The following is an 18,440-nucleotide window of genomic DNA, read 5'->3' as shown; positions in this document are numbered from 1 at the left end:
AATTTTTTCTTATCTTAATGAACTATATGCATGTCAAATATGTCTGTTATGGCCTAAACAAACCAAGGTATTTTGATAAAGCAAACAACCGGTTACGGGCAAATCCAGTAATTTCCTGAAAAAGTCCTAATCGTTGAAAATCTTTTACCAGTGCGTTAGCGGAAGGAAATGTTATGTTAAGATTTTCAGCAATTTGATTAGCATTTATAATGGGGCTTGAGAATAAAATCTTCAATAATTCCTGAGCTATTTTTGCACGTCGTCCAAGGGTTAATATTTTAGCCTCGTAATCTTGTCGCAATGTAATAATTTTCTCAAAGGTCATTATCCCATTCTTGGCCGTCTCTATAACCCCGGATAAGAAGAATTTAATCCATTGCTCAATATCATTCGATGACCGGACCAATGTTAGCGAATCATAGTATGATCCTTTATTTCGCTCGAAAAAATCTGAAAGATAAAGAGTAGGTTTTCGTAAAATTTTTCGCTCTACTAATTGCAACGTAATCAACAACCGTCCAATCCTTCCATTACCATCTAAAAAAGGATGTATGGTCTCAAATTGATAATGGCCCATAGCTATTTTGATTAGATACGGAATATAGAGATTTTGGTTATGCCAAAATTTTTCCAAATCGCTCAACAATTCAGGAAGCTCATTATGATGAGGTGGAATAAAAAAGGCATCTTGCAAACTTGATCCACCAATCCAATTCTGGCTTATTCTTATATCACCAGGACGTTTATGTTTTCCTCTTACACCCGAAAGTAAAATTTTATGAGTCTCTTTCAAAAGCCGCAGAGAAAGTGGCAACGTATTAAGTTCACTAACTGTATGGTTCATAGCTTTTATATAATTTTGCACTTCCTCCCAATCATCCCTTCTCTCTGGATTGATTTCCTCTTCCGGTAATAGCGCTTCATCAATTTCTGTGCGGGTTCCTTCAATACGACTCGAAGTAGTTGCTTCCTTAACAACATGCATTTGAATAAAAAAATTTACATCTGGAATAAGCGAGGAATACGCATTCAGTTCTCCCAACATTCTTCCTGCCTCTTCCAAAAGAAGAGTAATCTTCTCATCACACCATGTAAAAGGCTTATTAATGAGTGAAGGACTGAAGCTTTTATAATGGTATTGCTGCCTATAGGTACCAGCAAAAAATGTTTTTTCTCTTTGTATCATATGCATAAACTTTTAATAAGAAAATTTATATTAAAAGTTTACCAAATAACTTTTAATATATCAACACTTATTAAAAGTTCCATTATTTTCAAACATAGCATGAAATGTAAGGCCATTAGTTGACTTTCAACTCATAAAAATGGTATATATGTAGTACTTTTGTTGTAAAAGTTTCAAAATCGTTACCTCAATTACAGGAGTATAAGTTATGGGTACCTTTGCTTTGGATTCCATTACTGTTAACTATATTAAATCAATTACCTCTGGTAGTGTGTACGATCGCGGATTTCTTTATTACAAGAATGGCCGTGTCCGCAATATAAAATATTGTTATGGAGAATTAACGGCAGAGGTTACCGGAAGCGAATTAGATCCCTACCTTGTTGAAATCTTTTCTGATGAAGATGAAATCTATGATATACAATGCACCTGTTTATACGCCTCTGAAGGAAAAACATGCAAGCACACGGTTGCAACATTATTACAATGGATTGAAAATCGGGATAAAAAAAATGCTTATCATTTACTGGCGCCCAGACAACGCACAGGTTTCAATCCGTTGCCATTTGAAATACCGAAATTAAAGCTGACAGCAGATGATAATTTTCCTCTTTATAATCACGATAATCCTGCGCATATTTTAGGTAAAATATTTTCTGAACTCGATAATTTCAATCTTAAGGTAGATTTGCTCAATGGCGGGCCACAACTTGAACTTAAGCTCGTCTCTCATGGAGGGGATGAAACCGTGATGCATATCTCACCGGAAAAAAGTCCACGTGTTTTTGAGAAATTAACAGAGATGCGGAGTTCTGATACGATAGAATTATCAGAGCGGGTAATTCAGGCAAAGCTCTACAAGACTCCCCTCATTCCCCATCTTCACGCTGATGTGAACGAACAAGGACACATCGAATTATCCCCCATCCTAAAGATGAAAGGTTCTGGCAAAAAGAACCAAACGTTTCTCTGGGAACAGTTACGCGCGCAGAGAATAAATACCCAGTGGATATGGCATAATAACAGCTATAGGCATCTTGCGCCTATCCCTCATAATCTTATCCCTTACTTTAACAACGAAAAGCCACTTATATATAAGGGAAAAGAGGTTGTTGACTTTCTGAAAAACGATTTTCGTCAATTGCTCCTTGAACACTCTTTTAATCCCTCTGACCGGTTAAAGCGCGTTGAACTTCATCGCAATCCTAATATTTCCTGTATGCAGGTCGAGGTTTGCGATAAAGATTGGCTCTGGCTCGATCCCACCTATAAAATTGGGAAGCACACCATTACACTTCCGGAAATTCTCGCATGTATCGATAACGGCCATTGCATCCAAAAGGACATGGATTATATAGAGATCCCAAAGGATATCATGGACCTTTGGCAGCGTGGTAACGGCGCCATTGAAAATGGACGGATAAAGATGCCAAAACTAGGCTATCTGCGTGCCAGGGCAGAATGTGGCAAGGATGTAAAGGTCGCCGCATGTGAAGAAACGAAGAAATTTTTGATGAGCTTTGATCGGATTACTCCACCGCAGCCTGCGCCATCCGTTACCTCTTACAAGGGAGATTTGCGTGCCTATCAGCGCACAGGTTATGATTGGCTCTGGTTTTTGCATACAAATAACTTTCATGGTATCCTGGCCGATGAAATGGGGCTTGGCAAGACACACCAGGCAATGGCATTGATCCTTGCAGCCTTACAAAAGGAATCAGGTTTACCAAATCTCATCATCTGTCCAACCTCTGTGCTGGATCATTGGCAATCCAAGTTTCTGGCCTACGCCCCTGAATTAACCTTAGCTCTGTTTTATGGGAAAGAAAGAAATATCCTCCTTTCAAACAACCTTCCTTCGGTTGTATTAACTACCTACAGCATCCTTTCCCGTGATGTGGAAAATCTCAATAAGATTCAATGGAACTACATAGTATTGGATGAGGCCCAAAAGATCAAGAACCATACGACACAGATGAGTATGGCAACAAAATCCCTCAAGGCACAACACCGCCTGGCGCTCACAGGCACCCCTATTGAAAACAGGCTAACAGAGCTATGGTCAATCTTCGATTTCCTCATGCCTGGTTATTTGGGAAGCATACAAGATTTCAGGTTACGCTATGAGAATCCCATTACAAAATATCAGGATGATGAAAAACGCCAGGTATTAAAGAGGATTATCCATCCCTTTAAATTACGACGACTCAAAAAAGACGTCCTGACCGAGCTACCTCCCAAAACTGAAGAGAAACGGTATTGTACTTTATCACCCATCCAAATCATTATGTACAGAGACTTAATTAAAGAACAGGGAAGCAAGCTCATTATGAAATTACGTGACGAGAGCAAACCGGTAGAATACATTCATATCTTTGCCCTGCTTACCAAACTAAAACGACTCTGTAATCATCCCAAACTCATATTGAATGGAAGAACACCAAAAGGTACAACCTCCGGCAAGTTTGAACTTTTTAAGGAGATCATGGAAGAAACGATCGAGGCGGGAGAAAAGGTTGTCGTCTTCTCTCAATATCTGGAGATGCTGGACATCATGGGTAATTGGCTCCATGAGATTGGCGCCAAATATGAGACCCTGCGGGGCAATACCAGAGACCGTGGAAAGGTCATCGCCAGATTCCAAAATAATCCTGATTGCAACGTCTTCTTAGGAAGCCTCATGGCAGGCGGTTTAGGTATCGACCTCACTGCTGCCTCAGTCGTCATCCATTACGACCGGTGGTGGAATGCCGCCCGCGAAGACCAAGCCACCGACCGCGTCCACCGTATCGGACAGAATCGCGGGGTCCAGGTATTCAAACTCATCACCAAGGGTACTCTGGAAGAAAAAATCGACACCATGATCACCACGAAAGCCACTCTCATGGATTCTATTGTTGAATCAGACGATGCGGTGTTCAAGGCATTTTCGAGGAAGGAATTGATTGAGTTGTTGACGTTTTGAAACTGAAAGATTACCATAATAGGCAATAAACAAACCGTCAATCTTTACAATTGATGCGCATTAACTCTCCAGTAAATAGAAATAATGTCCATAAACCAGTTTCCTAAATTTATCAAAGATCATTGTGAAATTCATGAATGGCGCCATGCCTTAGCAATACTGCGACAAGACTTCATGTCCGAGTATAATGATATATGTGATGTCTTAACACGATTTCAGTTAAAAAAGAGTTGGATTACAATTGGAGGAGGAAGAAAGTCAAAGGTAGCCGACTGGATCGATTGTGAACTATTTCAAAAAGGATGGAAACCAAAAAATTTTGATACAAAAATTACTGTCGATGATAAAGAAATGATATCTCCAACGCATGAAGTTGATTGTTTCAAGAACCGTGTCGCACTTGAAATAGAGTGGAATAATAAGGATCCTTTCTTTGATCGTGATTTGAACAACTTCCGTTTGTTGTTTGATCTTCGTGCAATTTCCGTTGGGGTAATAATAACCCGTTGCGATGAATTGCAGGAGATTTTTGATAACCTTGGCCGTGGGGCATCATATGGAGCTTCTACCACACACATGTCTAAGCTTCTTCCGAGAATTCAAGGCGGAGGCGGCGCTGGATGCCCACTCCTTGTTTTTGGCATTAGGAGAAATCTTTATGAAGAAAATTGTTAGTGTTATACAACCAACAGCAGCACAAGATTTTATATCTAAGATCCACGACCTTTATTCTACCATTCTCGCCGATCCACCTTGGCGTTTCGATAATCGAACAGGAAAGATGGCTCCTGAACACCAAAGGTTACTTCGTTATCCAACGATGACCCTTGAGGAGATTTGTGAGATACCGGTATCTCAAGTTGCTGCTGCGAACTCGCATCTTTATCTCTGGGTGCCAAATGCTTTACTCGCCGAAGGTCTTGAAGTAATGAAACGTTGGGGTTTTACATACAAGACCAATGTCATTTGGTATAAAATCAGAAAGGACGGAGGTCCTGACGGCCGAGGGGTTGGTTTTTATTTTCGTAATGTTACAGAACTCATTCTATTTGGTATTCGCGGACACATGAGAACACTTCAACCCGGACGAACTCAGGTAAACATTATTTCATCTCAGAAGAGGGAACATTCCCGAAAACCGGATCAGATTTACGATCTTGTTGAAAGCTGTTCGCCTGGCCCTTACTTGGAATTGTTTGCTAGGTTTAGGAGAGAAGGATGGAATCAATGGGGAAACGAAAATATGGAAGAGAACAGCTTCAATGGAGTTGCACGAAAAAAAGACCATGCTGCCATTCAGATGAGATTGTTCGAACCACCAATTCAATGTAAAGCCAAAAAGAGGTGTTAAATGGCAGGAATAAAACAGCAAGTTATTCAGATGATCCAGTCCTTGCCTGATAATGTCACTATTGATAATATATGGCAGAATTATATTTCAAGCTACAGGTTGATGCTGGATTAAAGGAACTGGATGAGGGAAAAGGAATACCCCACGAAGAAGTTGAAAAACGAATATCAAAATGGCTTACAAAAAAATAGCCTCCAAGGGCGGCTTCTAATTTTGAAGGCATATGCACCTATATTGGTAAAGATTCAGAATATTATGCTTCACTATTTGCAAAGAAAAAAAACAATCAATCGAAAGAAAAAATAGCTCGTAAGATTGGATTAATCGAAACGAAATCTAACATCAAATATGGCATACCGTATTATTTTATTTAGATTACATAATGCTGCATACTATACAGAAGAAAGTGTTTTCGTATGCTAACGCAGTCTAAAAATGTTAATGCATTTAAACAATCGATAGCTCTGAGCAAGGTTGAACACCTTGATCGAGAGTTATATCATTACTTCAAGGACAAATTTCACCTTGACCTTTGTTTGTCCCGTTCAATCGTTAGTTTTCAGGCCAATAAGAATAGAGAAGTTTACCGATGGTATAAATACAAAGAAGCGTTCTCCGCTTCCTTAGTCGAATATCTGCTTGAAAAGTACAATATCGTTAATGGCACAATGCTGGATCCATTTGCCGGCAGCGGAACTTCTTTGTTTGCCGCTAGTGCACAAGGAATAAACGCAGATGGAATCGAATTGTTGCCGATTGGCCAACAAATAATCAACACGAAAAAAATACTAGCGTTAGACTTCACACAAGATGATTTTAATACCCTTAAACGGTGGTTGCTCGAACAACCATGGGAAAAATCTAAGTTACGAATACCACTGAACGAATTACGCATTACGAAAGGCGCATATCCAGAACAAACAAAAGAAGCAATCGAAAAATACTCAGGCGCATGCGAACAAGAGAATGAACGCATTCGAACAGTTTTGCAATTTGCTTTATCGTGCATTTTGGAATCGGTGAGCTATACACGCAAAGATGGTCAATATCTACGCTGGGATTACCGGTCTGGTAGACGACAGGGTAAAAAACCATTCAATAAAGGAACTATTCTCAGCTTTACGAAGGCTATTTGCGATAAAATAGATGAGATCATTTTTGACTTACAAACCAGAGGAAAACAGAAAACACTTTTTACCTCAAAACATTCACACGGTACGATCCATCTCTATAGTGGTTCATGTCTTGATATCTTGCCGATTATTCCCACAAATACGTATGATGCAATTATTACTTCACCTCCATATTGTAATCGATACGATTACACACGCACGTACGCTTTAGAACTTGCCTTACATGGGACAAGTGAAAAAGGATTAGTACATCTCCGGCAACACATGCTTAGCTGCACGGTTGAAAACCGTGCCAAAGACTTGCTAAAGATAAATCCACAGTGGTTAGAGGCCATTACTGTTGCTGATCATCAAGAACTGCTACAGTCCATCTTGAAATACTTAGATGATCAAAAAGCACAAGGTATGCTCAATAATAATGGTATTCCCAGAATGGTTCGAGGCTATTTTTATGAGATAGCTTGTATAATCGCTGAATGTTCAAGAGTAATAAAACCTAAGTCTCTTTTATTTATGGTGAACGATAACGTTCGATATGCGGGAGCCGGTATTTCAGTAGATATGATACTTTCCAACATTGCAGAGAAGTTGGGGTTTCAGATAGAAAAGATCTTAGTATTACCTAATGGCAAAGGGAATAGCAGTCAACAGATGGGCAAGCACGGACGCGAATTGCTCCGAAAGTGTGTTTATGTTTGGAGAAGAACCTGATGCGCAGGTCGAATCTGCCGCATGTAAAGTCGAGCAAAGACCTTGAGACCACGTATGAGGCTGTCCGTGCAGGTTTTGTAGCACAGGCCTTAGAGAAGAACAGACAGGCTACTCCGTATGTTGAAGAAGCAAGGGCATTAAAAGTTGCCGCTTCAACTGCTAAAACACCGTCTGATTTGCTTAACATTCCTGATATACAATCAGCCCTATTAACTGCTGCCGGTGTATCAGATAAGGCAAACAACCATCTACTGTCAAAGGATAAGGAAGAAGCAATAAAAGGGCTAATTGATAATTTTCTTGAGCCAGCAGGAAAAAAGTTTGTTGAAGAACTCGTTTTCAGATTTTTGCTGATACGTGGAGATACCTTGGACGGCTCAATGCGGAACATCGGTGGGGTTTTAGCCCAGCGGAAGTTGACTCGGTCTATCATTTCTGCACTCAAGATTGCTGGCAAATCATATGAGTTGCTTCATTCTGAAACAAATACATGGATACCTATGTCAGAGAATGATGCAGAAATTGAAATATTTGTAAAAGGAATCAGTTGGAAAAAAGATAATGAAAGCCGTACAGCACTCTTTAATTTATTCGTACCCATCGTTGGCAACAATATTGACTTGTGTTTATTCAATTGTGCGCCAAAAAACTTTTCTAATAAGAAAATTGGCAAAGATACAACAAATTCTCCTCATGCGTATATTGCACTTGGAGAACTAAAAGGAGGAATAGACCCTGCTGGCGCTGATGAACACTGGAAGACTGCATGGACAGCGCTCAGCAGGATTCAAGATGCATTTGCAAAGTCCAGACACAAACCTTATCTTTTCTTTATAGGGGCAGCCATAGAATCAAAAATGGCAACAGAAATCTGGTATCTGTGAAAAAAGACATACTTACCAATGCCGCAAACTTAACCGATGATAACCAAATAGCATCTTTATCACGTTGGCTGTGTAATCTATAAAGCTTAAAAATATTTAGGATGGTCAAACAAAGTTGACCTCAACAACTTAATATGGCAAGATAATTTTGAATAGTATTTATGAAAATTTCGCCCGATACTTGCGGTCTAAATAAATTGTTTGATAATCAAACTCAAGATAGAGTTCGCCTTGAGTCAGAATATTTTATATATCTCTGTTTATAAAAAGGAGTATCTTATGTTAAAAAATATCTTACTGAATTTTACCTTGTTAGCCACGCCCTTTATTTCTCTCGCTTTTGCTGATGGAAAGGAAATCCCGGCAGTGATTCAGTGGGAAAAGGGACTTGATGAAGCAATTGCTAAAGCAAAGACAACCGGAAAACCAATTCTTCTCGATATTTTTATGATCGGCTGAGCAAGCTGTGAATCTCTGGATACCGTGACGTATCCTCATCCCGCAGTTATTGACTATATCAATAAACATTTTATTCCTGTACGATATAATATACAAACGAACCCCGATATTAAAAATACCTATCGGCTCCTCTGGGCGCCAACGGTGATAGTTCTGGATTTGAACGGTACAGACTATCATCGGTTTAATGGCTTCTTACCGCCTGATGAATTTATCCCTCAGCTAGAGTTTGGGATCGCTAAAATGGCTTTAGAAAAGCAGGATCTGAAAGCAGCAAAAATACAATTCACCAGCGTAGTGGAAAAATACCCGCAAAGCGATATTGCCCCGGAAGCTCAATATTGGGTTGGTGTTGTTGATTTTCAACTCACCAATGATGTAAGCACAGAAATCAATGCGTGGAAAAAAATACAAGAGCATTATCCGGGCAGCATATGGGCAAGGAAGGTGTCAGGGGCGATCTCATGTGAAAAGGAGTAAATAGGGTACGATTCTATGCAAGATACAACAAAATACAAGCTGTAAATCTAACAGTAACAGAGAATCGGTTTTATGAAGTATCTTGAATTTATTCATGAAAATTCTGTAAAATATTGAAATGGAAAAAATACTATGGGACGAAAGTTTTAGTGTCGGCGTTCGGGACCTTGATGAACAACATAAACAAATCATCATCATGGTAAACACCTTAATTGAGATGAATGATACAAAAGTCGATTCAGAAATTATCTCGGATACATTAACAAAAATGACCCGGTACGCCACTGATCATTTTAACAAAGAAGAACACTATATGCTCGAATATGGTTATCCGGAGTATTCATTACAAAAAAAACAACATCAGGAATTTAAGAGAAAAACTGTTGATTTTTGTATGGAAACGATGATCCACAATACGGCAGTCCCGATAGCAATATTCACGTATTTAAAATCGTGGTGGACGAACCATATACTGAAAGATGATATGAAGTACAAAAAGTTTTTCAACGAGAGAGGACTAAAGTAATTAAAATCAATTCCTGCATACCACAGTTGTTTATTTCTTCTCTATTTGGACAGTAACATTCGTCCCATGGGAAGTAACATCAAACACGGGCGATAACTTACTTAATGCCTTTAGTCTTTCTACATTTTCAGCGTCTGTCTTTACTTTAAAGTTAACCCGTATGTTCTCGTAACCTTTCCTGACTTCATTTGATAATCCCAAAAAGCCCCGAAGGTCAATATCACCCTCCAGCTCCGATTCTATCTCATCCAATTTGATACCCCGAATAGCAGCATGGTAGACCATAGTTGAAGTCAGACAGGCTGCCAGTGCATTAAGAAGGTGTTCCACAGGATTAGCGCCAAGATCTTCTCCTGCAAGAACGGGAGGTTCGTCCGCCTCTAAGGTAAATGGTTTATTGTGAGGAATATTTTTATTAGCGCCGTAAAAATCCTTGACAGTCGAGCGATTATGACCGCCGTTGATCCATTTGTTATTTATATGAAATTTGAATTTAGCAAGCTCAGGATTGCCTTTTATGGCATTGACCGTATCCTCAATCATGCTAACGTTTACTCCATTTATTACTTTTTGCTCTGATATGGTTTTTTGTTCTGTCATCTTAGCTTACCTCCTAAATCGTAAAAATGAAACCCGGCTTCAGTGGCATGAGAATGCCGTTTATTGAAAGTACTTGCTTGACCAAACGTGTGCTTTTTTCCCTGTTACTGCATCAAAGCGGATTTTTAGAGAAGACATTTATTGAAGGGGCACTTCTCGTTTACTGGTAATTACTCAGATTAATTTTTAAATTATCATGAATATCTGTATGAATCAAATATATTTTATTTTTAATTATCACTCAAAATACATGAGGCCTTCGGTTTTTTTCCTCATGAGTAAATCACGAATGAATCAGACGGGGCCATGAGGATGCCAACAGGCCATATGCGTAGCATGGGTTTTCAAATATGCCCCAGGCTTATAGAACGTATCATAAAATTCCAGATCCAAATGATGCGCCTGCAGGTAGGTAATAACAAAGATCGATGGTACCGTACCCGGAAATTTGCCGAAAGTATCAAAGACATATTGGGCCTGCCAGGCCACACACTCCCTGAACTCCTCACTGTGTACCTGGGCGGCAGACCGCACCTTCCCAGAGTCTTTCCAGAGACCGGATGTATCGGGATGAAATGGACCGCCGGGACCAAACTTGCGCTTACATATTGCCTCTACGGCTGCACGCATATCCTGATAATGAGGAGGACAGAAACCTTCCATAACGCCCTCTAAGCCGGTAGGATTAGGATAAGGCCAGCGCTTATCTGAATCGTATCGAAATCCCAGGCCGGGAACACCTGCACTGCTGTTTGTACCAAGCACACTGAAGGGGTCAAGGCCGTTGAACATCCAGCCTCCCAGACCCATTGCCTGCAATATAAGGGTACCAGCGTAGCAACTCGTCGACAGTTCAGCCGTGAGTTCGGCAAGGGACCATTGCTCCACAAACGTCAAAGGCCAGACATTGTTTACGTCTACAATGTTTTTAAACCTTTCCACCCCTGGAATGGAACACCTATGTATGTCATCCGTAAGGACGAGGCCATTTTGCAGCATATAGCAAAGAACGAGGAGAACGTGCTGCGCGAGGTCTCCAACAGGGATAACGAGAAGCGTTCCCGGGTGATTGGCAACCCAGGTATTATGCGCCTCTGTATACGGTACTACCGGTGGTAAGCCAAGCCGACCATCCTGAATTTTTCTGATGTAACTCTTCAGAACATGAAGAATCCCTTCGGGTTCAAGACTACCGTCCTCTTCCCTTTCAGCAAAGGCCGGGGCATCACGGATATCCAGCACATACACTCCTTCGTCATCTGTGAAGAAAGTCATGCTCGTATGAAAACCCGCCGATGAAGGAAAGGTACGGCCGCCAGCCGCACCGGTATAATTTGATAGGAACGGCGCATACCGACGAGCGCGACAAATCATATCGTGCCAGCTTGTATTGGTGCCGCATGCAGCCACCACAAGAAGTTTCTCCAATTCAGAGAGAGGTATGGAAGAATGTCGCGACTTGTAAGCAAATACGCCATCAGGAATCTCCGCACCCAGAAAAAACCGCCGGGAACGGCGACCTAACAGGGCCTCAATGAGACCGAAACCAAGCATATCCTGGAAACCCGGGGGTACAGTTGCTTTCTCCATAAGAACCTCCTTTTCGTTTACTATTCACTGTTGGGACACTTAACATAAAACAGAGATATAAAAAGCTATCTTCGAAGCTAAAGTATGGATCAATTGGCAGCGGTCCTTTATCCTATTATTGAACCAAACCTCCTCTCATTAAAGTTGCTTATTGTTATATAACCTAGCAAATTGCTCACCAAAACAATATGGAATACCCGTATCATAAATTGGGAAATTTACCTATCGCCTGATTATATCCCCGCTTTCACTGCTCTGCAAATTCTTGCTGTTGAGTTTGCTTTGCTTAATTCAATGTATAGGAATTTCAATATTTGGTGTAGAGACGAAGCATTTGCCGTTCAGAGTATACATAGCATTTTAGGCCAATAACGGCAAATGCTTCGCCCCTACGTCTGATCACAAACAAAGTCGCTGAAGGCCTATTTTAACTTTACATAACTACCATTGGTTTCAAGATATTTTGCATGATAAAATCGGCAAAAGATGATAAAATTTGTTATACAATAAATAAGGCTGCCTTATAGCAGTAACAATGTAGGGCGAGGCTTTAGCCTTGCCCTATATAATGATAAACATTAAAACTATTACGAGGTAAAAAAACATGAGAAAAATAACTCCAATTCTTATTATTACCATAATTGCCTTTTCCGGATTTAGCTACGCCCAGGACTCTCCGAAAGCAGTAGTAGAGAAATACCTTGAGGCGGTAAGGAACAACAACTACGATACAGCCTATTCCTACATCTCGAAAACCGATACTACCATTATCGATTGGCTGGAGCTTATAAAATATGTAAGAAAGATAACGCCGCCAAAGCTAACGGAGGTTATTGATCTTGCCCATAGTGCAGTACAACAGGAGATAGTAGATACATCAATACGTGATACTACCGCTTTCGTAAAAACCCAGTCTATTATTCCGGACATGGAAGAAACCCTGCGGGTTACACAAGACCCTGAGGGTATAAAGTTCCTTTTACAGCATGGTGGATTACCGGTAAAGGAAAAACCAGGAGAGTGCACATTAGTGGTAGAGGATGGCAGTTGGAAGATTTCAAAGGTTAGGGGTGTTTCCTCAGATCAGGCAGCAGAGATTGCCACTGACTTTGCAGAACTCATTCTCGGCAAGGATGAAGCTAAAATAATACGTGAAAAAATCAATGAATTCATGAGGAAACGGGAAGGAGGTATTTAACCCGGCGCGATTGCAGGACACCGGTATCAAATTCCACCAATATTAACACAGGCGCAGCAACAACTAGCCTGGTTGAAGACGTTCTGGATATTTTCGGTATGCTTATGCTTATAATGTAATAGGTTAAACAGTCCTGTCTCGTGTTCAGTCCTAACGAATATCATTATGCAACATTTCCGTTCCTGCTGATACTCAATTTAGTGTTTTGGTATAGCTTTCTTCTTATGGTAATATTTTTTCACAGCAAAAATATAAAATAGCAGGTTAATAAAACTATGTATGATTTAACAAAATTTGCCTTACAGGACATGACAAATTGTGGAGATGCATTGCAGCAATTTGAGTCAAAAGCGAAGAACATAGAAGAATTAACCAACTTGATGGTTCGCTATTTATACGACCATCTTATCGATAAACAAACAGGTGAAAAATCCTGCGCTCTCGTCCGTTTTTTCATGACATATCCTTACGCAAGCCTTGATAGTGAACTGCGCCAATTGACTGATAAGGCGCTCCATGGACAGACCGCTCCGCAAGAAATGAAATGCCTGATTCTTATGGCCACTGCGGGAATACAACCTGAATGGAATTCGATAAAACTTTCGAAAGAACACCGGGTACTTCCTCTGCTGAATGAACAAATGCTAAAGCAAAACCTGATGGTTTATCAATTTATTTATCAGCTAGGGATAGGGGTTACCAATATATTGAATCCCGATCCAAGTCTTGCAATTGAGTTAGAAAGTAAGATTTTCAATGTATATTATGTGCCTGACGCCATTGGAAGTCCCTATATTCCTGCTCAGCATGAATTTGTAGTTCCATTCGGAATTAAGTCTGCATTGGGATTTGGAGGTATGTTGCCCACGGGAAATTTATTTTCGCTAATTTTATTTTCTAAAACAAAGATTCCCCGTGATACCGCTGACATGTTCAAAGGCATTGCATTGAATGTGAGGATGGCCGTATTACCTTTTGTATCAGAAAAGATTTTTGTTATTGATAAAAACGAGATTACGGAGGCAGAAAAGCTGAGATCACTGATCGCAACACAATCGAACCTTCTGGAGATGTACAAAAAAACTGCCATTGAACAATCTAGGCACATAGAAAGCACCTCGTGGAATATTGCAAGATTTTTGGGAAATTTTACTAAAAAAGCATGGTTATATGTTTCTTTGGTATCCGTCTCTGCACTGTTTCTCTTTGTTCATTATCAGACACATATTGAATTTATCTTGCATGTAGCGGCCATCCCCCTTGAAATCCTGCTAGGCGCTTTGTTAATTGAAAAGTTATTGGAGAAAAAAGAGAAGGCAGAGAAATTGAAAAAATTAATGCATGTAAAAGGTTACCTGTTCCGATCAAAGATGCGCAATCTCTTTCTGAATCATTTCCATGCGCTCAAATTTCCTATAATAACCATATCAAAAATCAAAAACGCAAGCCCGGAAGAATTAAGGCACATGCGCAATGATGCTCATCACATCGAATATGTATCATTAGAAGCGATGGAAGCTATCATTATGGAATACGTTTCAACGTATCATGTGTTTTATGAATTTATGGAGCGGGCAATATTTCGCGATATAGATTCCAACTTTGAGAACATGATTTATATCTTGCACTTCATCGAAGATGTTAAATTATTCAAACAAACGAATCCAGACAAACTCTTCATTCACGAAGCACAAAAGCAGCGCTTATTAATGAAAAAGGTAAAAAAAATCTTAAGCGACGGTATCCTCAAATTTCTTGATTATATGATCGAGTTAAAAGAAAAAAATCCGGACATGTTCTATGAGATTTTGACTGATTATGAGCTATCATACCAGAACAACATAACAAAGCATGGTCACACAAAAAATCCAAAGAATTTCACGGATGAGGCACTGAGTACAAATGTATAAGGCCGCTCAGAAAGTGCTTTGTCAGATCGTATCTATTGAGTAAAGTAGCGATTCACCCTCCTTATTTTGGAGACGCAAGATGTCGTGTCTCTGCTTAATCCCGTAGGGATGTTATGATTACAGAAAAAGCAGAAAAAAACCCTTAAATCCCGAAGGGGTGACATAAGAGAATCTGCGTTGAGAGTCATCCCTTCGGGGTTGAATGCGGTATATCTGGTTTCATACAGAGGGTACTATAGAATCAACCAAAACTTACATACCCCTTCTCTTCAAGATAATTTAGTACAGCCCTCGTCGACTCTTCAATTGACATTTTTGATGTATCAATTGTTAGTTCAGGATTTAAGGGTTCCTCGTAGGGCGCTGATATGCCGGTAAATTCCTTAACTGTACCCTCACGCGCTTTTTTATAGAGCCCTTTTGTATCACGCTGCTCACAAACTTCAAGAGGACATTTTATGTAGATCTCTATAAATTCTCCCTCTTTCAGCAGTTTTCTGGCGTTATCTCTGTCTTGTCTGTATGGCGATATAAACGCTGTTATTGTTATTACGTTCGCATCGGTAAATAGCTTTGCAACCTCGCCTATGCGGCGAATATTCTCAGAACGGTCTTCAGGCGAGAAACCAAGATTTTTATTCAAGCCATGGCGTATATTATCACCATCGAGTATGTATGCCAGATGTTTATTCTCAACAAGGGCATGTTCAAGCTCAACAGCAATGGTTGACTTCCCTGACCCCGACAGACCTGTCAGCCATATGGTCACCCCCTTTTGCTTTAATAACTTTATTCTGTCCTCTTTTGCAATTTTACCATGATGCCATTTAATATTGGTGGATTTTTGCACTGCCATACCGTCTCCTTTTTATGTAGTAAACCGAAACTAACAGGGGAAATAATAGAGAACTGTTTTTTTAAATTTCTATATTATAAGAACCGGTCTTGAAATGCAATTTTTTTCTCATTTACGCAGAGTTATCTCAAATTTCTCTATGTAATTTCCAGGCCATTTTTAGGTGTTTTGGTGATTTCTTATGTATTCTTATTGCTTCCGATTTGCCCAGCATTCTCAAGGCTTTCAAGGGAATTTAATTCTCGCTTGTATTTACCAGTTTTGATATGTTTTTACGATTAGGTACTGACATAAGTACGACATAAAACCTGATATACCGAATGCCTTTTAACCCTATTCCTCTACTGCACCCTTTTCGAGCAGGGTCGAGAAATCAAGGCAAGCACCCTTGCACATGGTTTAGGGACTGCGATAACATTCCTGGGGATTGTGTGATGAGCTTGCCTTGCCTCTACTTGTGCGCATGCATGACCGAATAAAAGGTTGGATGCGGGGATGTCTGATAAGCCAAGTGGTGGCAGGGTGTGAGGTGAAAAATAACTATTGAATGGTGGAAAATTTATAGTAACATAAATAGAAAAGATGCTTGTAATGAGTCATGGTCATTACGAGACGGTAATAACGTGGGTGTTTTATACACCTGCAATAAAGGCTAACCACAGCGCCATGACCGTTTGTGGTTAGCCTTTGTATTTTCAAGGGGAAAGAAACTATGAAGGGGATTATAAAGCATACCTTAAAGAAGGTAACACTTGAGTTAGTCTACCAGGTAGTGGATGAAAGAACTACAGAACTTATCCAGAAGATCGATGAAGTAAAAAAGAAACAAGAGGATGACTTTCGATATATTGTCCAAAAGATTGATACTGATATTGGAAGCGTAAGAAATGAGATCGGACAGTTAAGAAGCGAGGTAAAAAGCGATATTGGCAGCGTAAGGGGGGAAATAGGGCAGTTAAGAAGCGAAGTAAAGGCAGAAATCGGTCAATTAAGAACAGAGATAGGAGCACTAAACCAGAGACTAGATGCTATTATCCAAATGCTGATGACGCTAAGAACAGATCAGAAGTAATATATTCCCATAATTAACGGCTAGGGAATCTAGACCCGAAAAAAGATGCCCTCTAACATCCTGCCGTTAATTCATTCTTTTAGAGAGTTATTTTTAGAGGAATAACACATGCCAGAACCTGCAAAAGAAAACCTTGCCAGCATATATCTGGGATATTATGAATACATCACCAAGACCAAACCCTTTGTGTCTCCTGTTTCTGTGTCCCTAGGATGCGTGATTCCAGCAGAGTTAAAGGGAAAAGGTAAGTTTTAGACACCCTGACGGCAAAGACGAATCTTATCGAGAGAGGGAGTATAACAATTTTATCAAGTGGTATGTGGATAATTTGCCGTCTAATTTCCTTTTCCATAATCAGAGACAGTAAGCCTATTGTTTCCTGGCGTGATGCAAAGCATTTATGGTGTGATGCTGTCAGCGCCAGCCCTGAATCTATTGGTTCATGTAATAGCCTGATGGATGATCTATGCCGAAAAAGGGTTGAGTTGTATTTAGAAGAAGAACATAAAAGCCATCTGGACAAGCTTGAACTAAAGACACAAGGCATACCAAAGAAGCAAAGCAAATCTAACGGACAAGACACTATCTCAGGAAATGTATTTCATAAAGAAGGTGATTCCTGGACGATTCAATATAACAGCAAACCTATCAGGATTAATCACCGTACAGGATTTGAGTATATCGCTTACCTGTTAGAGAACAAGGATAGGGATTTCTATCTTCATGAGGTAATGCATGCGGTGAATAAAGAGCAATTCCAGGCTATTCGAGATAGTTTTAAATCGAGGCAGAAAGAACAGGATGACTTCCATGAGATAGATGTATTTGACGAGAATATAACCGTTAAAAAATTACTTACAGACTGTAACGAAAAACTCCGTAAGCGAGTCAGTAAGAACATTAAAGACGCACTGGACAATATCAAGAAATACAATAACGACCTTTGGAAGCATTTGAATAGTTCGGTTAACACAGGAAAACACCCTGTCTTACAAACCCGCAAAACCCATTCAGTGGGATATTAAACGCTAAAACACCTTAATAAATGCTACTTTTTAGGTAAGACCCTCTACCTCTTAAGTAGCATTTTTTATTTTCATACCACAAGTCAAATTGTAAACACCTACATACCAAAGCACTTAAAATTTATTTAATTTGCTACCTCAAAAGTAGCGGATGCTACCTCAAGAGTAGCACATTGCTTCTAGAGTAATTTTACTTTCCAAATTTTTCTAGGAGTAATGACTATGGCAGACAAAGTAACACCCTCTTTACCGCTAAGGCTCGAGGAATGTCTTTTGTGTTTCAAAGACAAAATGCTTCGGGCGGGATTTACTGAGGAACGGGTAACTACTCAGGTAGTTTTACAAAAACAGCATAAATAGCGAATAAATTTTTGGGTAAGTTTCTTGTTCTTTGACACGTTTATCCATAAACCGGGATGAATGGAGAACCGCTAAATATAGTTCCAATGGCCTCTATGATCTTTCGGGATTGTTTACGAACGGTTGAGATAAAA

At 39.8% G+C, this 18,440-nt stretch carries 17 protein-coding genes and 1 pseudogene; 14 read left to right on the top strand and 4 right to left on the bottom strand.

The features are described from left to right. Positions 1 to 46: 46 nt before the first annotated feature. Entirely contained in the window at positions 47 to 1,192 is a 1,146-nt protein-coding gene (locus FBQ94_RS00975) for a Fic family protein (protein ID WP_007220378.1), read from the bottom strand. Positions 1,193 to 1,394: 202 nt separating this feature from the next. On the opposite strand from FBQ94_RS00975, the gene FBQ94_RS00970 reads away from it, so the two are divergent. The 8 genes and pseudogenes from FBQ94_RS00970 (at position 1,395) to FBQ94_RS00935 (ending at position 9,695) form a co-directional block, all read left to right on the top strand. After that, positions 1,395 to 4,151 carry a DEAD/DEAH box helicase gene (locus tag FBQ94_RS00970; protein WP_007220379.1) on the top strand — a complete coding sequence of 919 codons (2,757 nt, stop codon included), beginning with the start codon at positions 1,395 to 1,397 and terminating at the stop codon, positions 4,149 to 4,151. Between the two features lie 84 nt (positions 4,152 to 4,235). Beyond that, the gene (locus tag FBQ94_RS00965) at positions 4,236 to 4,826 is read left to right on the top strand and encodes a BglII/BstYI family type II restriction endonuclease (protein ID WP_040543201.1); all 591 of its coding nucleotides are present in this window, start codon (positions 4,236 to 4,238) and stop codon (positions 4,824 to 4,826) included. Further along, positions 4,810 to 5,502, top strand: coding sequence for an MT-A70 family methyltransferase (locus FBQ94_RS00960; RefSeq protein ID WP_007220381.1), 693 nt, complete (start codon positions 4,810 to 4,812; stop codon positions 5,500 to 5,502). The genes FBQ94_RS00965 and FBQ94_RS00960 overlap by 17 nt, the downstream gene beginning before the upstream one ends. 416 nt (positions 5,503 to 5,918) lie before the next feature. Next, positions 5,919 to 7,346: a DNA methyltransferase gene (locus FBQ94_RS00955; RefSeq protein ID WP_007220382.1), complete on the top strand. Its 1,428-nt coding sequence runs from the start codon at positions 5,919 to 5,921 to the stop codon at positions 7,344 to 7,346. Next, positions 7,319 to 8,313 (top strand): annotated as a pseudogene (locus FBQ94_RS00950) (AvaI/BsoBI family type II restriction endonuclease). The gene FBQ94_RS00955 and the pseudogene FBQ94_RS00950 overlap by 28 nt, the downstream one beginning before the upstream one ends. A gap of 196 nt (positions 8,314 to 8,509) precedes the next feature. Continuing rightward, positions 8,510 to 8,689 carry a thioredoxin domain-containing protein gene (locus FBQ94_RS00945; RefSeq protein WP_007220384.1) on the top strand — a complete coding sequence of 60 codons (180 nt, stop codon included), beginning with the start codon at positions 8,510 to 8,512 and terminating at the stop codon, positions 8,687 to 8,689. Between the two features lie 15 nt (positions 8,690 to 8,704). Continuing rightward, a complete protein-coding gene (locus FBQ94_RS00940) occupies positions 8,705 to 9,169 on the top strand; it encodes a thioredoxin fold domain-containing protein (RefSeq protein WP_502872681.1) in 465 nt (154 codons plus the stop codon). A 118-nt stretch (positions 9,170 to 9,287) separates the two neighbouring features. Then, positions 9,288 to 9,695, top strand: coding sequence for a bacteriohemerythrin (locus FBQ94_RS00935; protein WP_007220386.1), 408 nt, complete (start codon positions 9,288 to 9,290; stop codon positions 9,693 to 9,695). Positions 9,696 to 9,725: 30 nt separating this feature from the next. Here FBQ94_RS00935 and FBQ94_RS00930 read toward each other — a convergent pair whose 3' ends face one another. Together FBQ94_RS00930 and FBQ94_RS00925 are read right to left on the bottom strand one after the other, a co-directional pair. Then, positions 9,726 to 10,295, bottom strand: coding sequence for an OsmC family protein (locus FBQ94_RS00930; protein ID WP_007220387.1), 570 nt, complete (start codon positions 10,293 to 10,295; stop codon positions 9,726 to 9,728). Between the two features lie 294 nt (positions 10,296 to 10,589). Beyond that, positions 10,590 to 11,885, bottom strand: coding sequence for a hypothetical protein (locus FBQ94_RS00925; protein ID WP_007220388.1), 1,296 nt, complete (start codon positions 11,883 to 11,885; stop codon positions 10,590 to 10,592). A gap of 604 nt (positions 11,886 to 12,489) precedes the next feature. Between FBQ94_RS00925 and FBQ94_RS00920 the strand changes: the two genes are divergently transcribed. After that, a complete protein-coding gene (locus tag FBQ94_RS00920) occupies positions 12,490 to 13,083 on the top strand; it encodes a hypothetical protein (protein WP_007220389.1) in 594 nt (197 codons plus the stop codon). A gap of 275 nt (positions 13,084 to 13,358) precedes the next feature. Continuing rightward, on the top strand, positions 13,359 to 14,993 hold the full coding sequence (locus FBQ94_RS00915; RefSeq protein ID WP_007220390.1) for a hypothetical protein: 1,635 nt from the start codon (positions 13,359 to 13,361) through the stop codon (positions 14,991 to 14,993). Positions 14,994 to 15,234: 241 nt separating this feature from the next. Here the strand turns inward: FBQ94_RS00915 and cysC are convergent, their stop codons facing one another. Next, positions 15,235 to 15,849: an adenylyl-sulfate kinase gene (cysC, locus tag FBQ94_RS00910; RefSeq protein WP_007220391.1), complete on the bottom strand. Its 615-nt coding sequence runs from the start codon at positions 15,847 to 15,849 to the stop codon at positions 15,235 to 15,237. Positions 15,850 to 16,561: 712 nt separating this feature from the next. Between cysC and FBQ94_RS00905 the strand changes: the two genes are divergently transcribed. From FBQ94_RS00905 to FBQ94_RS00890, 4 genes are all read left to right on the top strand, one after another. Beyond that, positions 16,562 to 16,921 carry a hypothetical protein gene (locus FBQ94_RS00905; RefSeq protein ID WP_007220392.1) on the top strand — a complete coding sequence of 120 codons (360 nt, stop codon included), beginning with the start codon at positions 16,562 to 16,564 and terminating at the stop codon, positions 16,919 to 16,921. Positions 16,922 to 17,029: 108 nt separating this feature from the next. After that, on the top strand, positions 17,030 to 17,176 hold the full coding sequence (locus FBQ94_RS00900) for a hypothetical protein (RefSeq protein ID WP_285441930.1): 147 nt from the start codon (positions 17,030 to 17,032) through the stop codon (positions 17,174 to 17,176). Between the two features lie 62 nt (positions 17,177 to 17,238). Further along, entirely contained in the window at positions 17,239 to 17,946 is a 708-nt protein-coding gene (locus FBQ94_RS00895; protein WP_007220393.1) for a hypothetical protein, read from the top strand. A gap of 222 nt (positions 17,947 to 18,168) precedes the next feature. Next, positions 18,169 to 18,306, top strand: a complete 138-nt coding sequence (locus tag FBQ94_RS00890; protein ID WP_285441929.1) for a hypothetical protein — start codon at positions 18,169 to 18,171, stop codon at positions 18,304 to 18,306. Positions 18,307 to 18,440 lie beyond the last annotated feature (134 nt).

The sequence above is a fragment of the Candidatus Jettenia sp. AMX1 genome (genome assembly GCF_030263775.1).
GTDB classification, from domain to species: domain Bacteria; phylum Planctomycetota; class Brocadiia; order Brocadiales; family Brocadiaceae; genus Jettenia; species Jettenia caeni.
This window is presented reverse-complemented; position numbering and strand designations above follow the sequence as displayed.